We start from the raw sequence: 4,288 nt of genomic DNA, 5'->3' as shown, positions 1-4,288 counted from the left end.
TTTTTGCTCCGAATGATCCCCATCTTAAATCCACCTTTGAGGGAGCAGGGCCACGTAGTGGCGGAGGGTGTGAGTCCAGCTAAATCTGGCCAACTACATAGTTTGGAAGAAGCGCTTCCGAAGGCGGAAGTTACTTCCGGCATCGGAAGTATTTTCCAGGACCTTCGTGGTCTTTCTGGACTCCGTACTTTTGCGTTGATGTTCGATCCTGTTAACTTCTTGGCTTTGTAGACCGGTTGCAAGTTCTCGGTTCCAAGTTGCTGGCTGCGGCCATGAAACCGACACAATCTGTCATCTGAACTTGTTTCAGAATCAAGTTCCTAAGAGACGCTATACGCTGAAAGACCAGTTGCAAGTTCTCGGTTCCAAGTTGCAGGTTAAAGACCCGTAGGCAAAAACGCCACAGCCCGTCATTCTGAACTTGTTTCAGAATCTAGTTCCTAAGTGCCGCTGAGCACTGTGAAGAACCGTCTTTGGATAAGATCAAAACCAAGATCCCGAAACAAGTTCGGGATGACAAAGTGAGAGAAACGCGAGAAGGCAAGACTGAAAAGACGCGAGATTTTAGCTGATTCTGCAACGAAGGGACAACATCACTGAGCTCTAGAGAAGATGATATGGCTAATGATGAACCCATTAAAGGCGAAAAGACACTAAATCTAGATCTTTGAACCTAGAACGCCTTCAGGAATCGGCTACTCTTTTCTTTCTGTTATGGTGTCTCCTGCGTCTAGATGACTACAGAGAATCGGAGACTTTGAATCGTACCTCCCGTAATTTCTATAGATCATCTTCTGGCTGAAGTTCGCGTAGCAGTAAATGCAGCGATGAAGACAGGTATTATATGAACCGATGTCAACGCTTTCAACGCATCTACATGCAGATCTTTGATATCTGTCTTTTGAGTACTGTTTGTTTCTGCCCGTAAGCCTGTTTATAAGATTGCCGTCAATACAACTGCCATGGGTTATTCCGAATTCGTCGAGGTCTTCCTCTTCAGAACACGTCTCGATATGGATCCCCGCGTCCTTTGCTTTCCCGGCAAAAAACCGAACAACATCTCTGATTCCATCTCTTTCCGGTCTTCTTAAACCTAATCTCTTTAGACCTGAAGAGATTTTCTTGTAGTAATCTAGAAAACTAATTACACACTTCTCCGTGTGCCCTTGAAGTAGATCGACCATCTTCTCGAAGGCTCTAAAATGGTAAGCTAAATTGAACTGCTCCGAAACTATAATCGGATCATATCGCCAGATTACTCTTTCACTACCGATTCTATCCGCCAGCTTCTTGAAAGTCTCAATGATGTTTCCCTTGTCGCGTAGTCCGGGCTCTACAGATCTATCATAGGGTGTGATTGTGAACTGGAAGTAGTAGCAGTAGTCTTTCAAGTAAGATAGTTTGTCGAGCATGTTCTTAGGGTCTTTGGTCCAGAAAACAAGACAATCTACTGCCTCCGGATTCAAAGTTACCTTACTTACCTGTCTGGAATTGAAAGGATTCCTGACCAGAGCGAAACCGCTTCTGATTCTTTCAATAATCCAATCGGAATAGAATGCCGGGATATCCGTCCTCCTGCTCGCGCTGATTATCAATGTTGTCTCCTTTCGGGCAAAAGCTCATTTTAGACTTCCGTGAAGACTCCCACCATAATAGTTACGGCAAAATCGGCTTCATACTCGTTCGGCACTTCTATAATATAAGAAAGTAGATTGACCTGCCAAAGAAGCAAAATAACGGAGCGAGAGAAAATGAACCGTTACTTGGAAAAACGAGAGCTTTCTTCGATAGAGGAGCCGATTCATGCGAATCCCACATGAAAAACAATGTCAATGAATCCGCTGCATTCTACAGAGAAGAAGCAAGGCTAGTTCCAGTTACTACAGGAATCAGGATCCTTGATCTCGGTTGCAGGACGGGCCTGGAAATTGGCGAGATATTCAAATTGAATTCCACGGCCAGGGTAACCGGCATCGACCTATCAGAGAAGATGCTCGAAATTCTTAGAAGCAAATACAAAGACAAGAATGGAGACCTAAATTTGATTGCCGGTTCCTATTTCGAAGTCGAATTGCCGTTGGAGGGATTCGACGTTGCCATTTCGGTTCAATCGATGCACCACTTCGGACAAGAACAAAAGCTATCGCTCTACAGGAAGGTTTTCGCAGTCTAGCGGTAATGGAACATATATCGAAGCGGATTACGTTGTCGGTACTGCGATTGAGGAGATGGAGTTGCTCAACAGATAAGGTTCTCTGAAAAGTGAGAATAACTTACCTGACGGTTTCTATCACTTCGATTTGCCACTTTCCACAGATAATCAACAAGCAGTTCAAGAATAGGCTGGGTTCAGGCCTGTAAGACACCATGCAAGATACGGGAATACCAGTATTTTTGTTTCGCGAAAGCCCGTATCAAAATGAAGATGAATCTATGGAAGACAATGGAGAACAACTGGCTCTCCATTTTTGTATTCAGAACAGAATATTGTTTACTGCGTTCAAATAATTATGTTGATTATCTTGTCTTGAACGTAGATGATCTTTCTTATTGACTTTCCTTCAAGCATTTTTGAGAGTTTTTCATCAGCCATTACCGCTTCCATTGCCTCTTCCTGGGATGCGTTCTGAGGAAGCACGACTTTTCCCCTCATCTTTCCAGTGATCTGGACAGGCAATTCCGTCTTGGCCATAGATGCGTACTTCTCATAACCATATGGGAATCCATCGTCAAGAATCGTCTTCTTTTTTCCACCCTTCATACTGTAAATCTCTTCACAGACAAACGGTGCAAATGGAGAAAGAAGCTTTGCCATATCTATAACAAGCTGTCTTTCGATAGAAGCTTCTTTCGAAGCTTCATTAACAAACTCCATGATAGCGGCAATTGCCGTGTTCGGCTTGATATTCTTGATTGAATACTCTACTTTCTCTACAGTCTCTGACATCTTTATCTTCAACTCGGTAGAACTTCTCCCTTCGGGCATAGTGGCGATGTCCCATACACGATTGAGAAACCTCCTCATAGCGTCCATCCCGCTGTCCCTGAAGTCTCCTCCTTCAAGAAACGTACCCATGAACATCAGATATGTCCTGAGGGCATCTACTCCATGGCTCTCAAAATATTCGTTTGGATTGACAATGTTGCCCTTGGACTTCGACATCTTCTCGCCGTCCTTAATTATGAGTCCGTGACCTCTGAATGAGGTGAACGGCTCTTCAAAAGGAAGAAAACCCATATCGTGAAGTGCCATTGAAAGAAATCTCGAGTACATGAGGTGCAGGGTAGCATGTTCATTCCCGCCAATATACATATCTACAGGGCACCACTTTTCGACGAGCTCTCTTTCGAAGGCGAATTTGTCATTTTTTGGAGAGAGGTATCTCAGATAGTACCAAGCCGAATCAAGGAAATTGTCGGATACATCGGTCTCTCGTCTAGCCGGTCCACCGCAAACAGGGCAAATCGTGTTGACAAACTTTTCATTCTTTGCCAAAGGAGACTTCCCGCTTCCGTCCGGTATGTAATCATCGGTATTTGGTAGCGTTACCGGCAACTGATCTTCAGGCACCGGAATCGTTCCACACTTATAACAGTACACAATCGGAATTGGCGGACCCCAATAGCGTTGCCTCGAGATGCACCAATCATGAAGGTGGTAATTCACCGAACCTTTTATACTCTCGCTCACTTCATCTATCCTCTCGATGAAGTCAACGCTGAGCATGCCCGAATACTTTCCGCTGTTGATCATCTTTCCCTTCTCAGTATAGGGCAACTGTGAGGGATCACATTCGATAACCTGTTTTATCTCCAGTCCATACTTCTTCGCAAAGACATAATCTCTCTCGTCGTGTGCCGGGACGGCCATAACAGCGCCCGTTCCGTATTCTGCCAGAACGTAATCTCCTATCCATATTGGAAGCTCCTCACCTGTAAGAGGGTGAACGGCGTAAGATCCGGTGAATATTCCATTCTTGGGGCGCGAAATAGATGTTCTCGTGGCAAGATCCATGTTCTTGACTTCTTCTTTGAAGTTTTCAAAGGCCTGCAGTGTTGAGGGCGTGATTAGCTTACTGACCAGACCATATTCAGGAGCAACAACTATGTAAGTTACTCCAAATATCGTATCTGGACGGGTTGTAAAAACATCTATCTTCTCATTCATTCCGGATACTTCAAAAGAGATCGTAGCTCCGGAGGATTTGCCTATCCAGGCCCGCTGAAGATTTTTGGTCGTATCGGTCCAGTCAAGCTTCTCCAGGTTAGACAGCAGCTTCTCTGCGTA

The 4,288-nt window shown here is 44.6% G+C and carries 4 protein-coding genes; 2 read left to right on the top strand and 2 right to left on the bottom strand.

The window, feature by feature from the left end:
* Nucleotides 1–231, top strand: a 231-nt coding sequence (locus BG32_RS15840; RefSeq protein WP_220660322.1) for a hypothetical protein, incomplete at its 5' end; no start/stop codon positions are given.
* 464 nt (nucleotides 232–695) lie between these two features.
* On the opposite strand, the gene BG32_RS09230 is transcribed toward BG32_RS15840, so the two are convergent.
* On the bottom strand, nucleotides 696–1,595 hold the full coding sequence (locus tag BG32_RS09230) for a DUF1848 domain-containing protein (RefSeq protein WP_006488069.1): 900 nt from the start codon (nucleotides 1,593–1,595) through the stop codon (nucleotides 696–698).
* Between the two features lie 221 nt (nucleotides 1,596–1,816).
* Between BG32_RS09230 and BG32_RS09225 the strand changes: the two genes are divergently transcribed.
* The gene (locus tag BG32_RS09225) at nucleotides 1,817–2,173 is read left to right on the top strand and encodes a class I SAM-dependent methyltransferase (protein WP_006488071.1); all 357 of its coding nucleotides are present in this window, start codon (nucleotides 1,817–1,819) and stop codon (nucleotides 2,171–2,173) included.
* 327 nt (nucleotides 2,174–2,500) lie between these two features.
* Here the strand turns inward: BG32_RS09225 and BG32_RS09220 are convergent.
* Nucleotides 2,501–4,288: class I tRNA ligase family protein (locus BG32_RS09220; protein WP_121526725.1), on the bottom strand; the 1,788-nt coding region annotated here is incomplete at its 5' end.

The organism is Mesotoga sp. HF07.pep.5.2.highcov (assembly GCF_003666285.1).
Taxonomy (GTDB): domain Bacteria; phylum Thermotogota; class Thermotogae; order Petrotogales; family Kosmotogaceae; genus Mesotoga; species Mesotoga prima.
Note: the sequence above shows the minus strand (reverse complement) of the source record. Positions and strands in the feature narration are given on the sequence as shown.

What these genes read in the sequence shown, in the direction of transcription:
- BG32_RS09225 (WP_006488071.1), top strand. Translation starts at nt 1,817, where the DNA reads ATGAAAAACAATGTCAATGAATCCGCTGCATTCTACAGAGAAGAAGCA.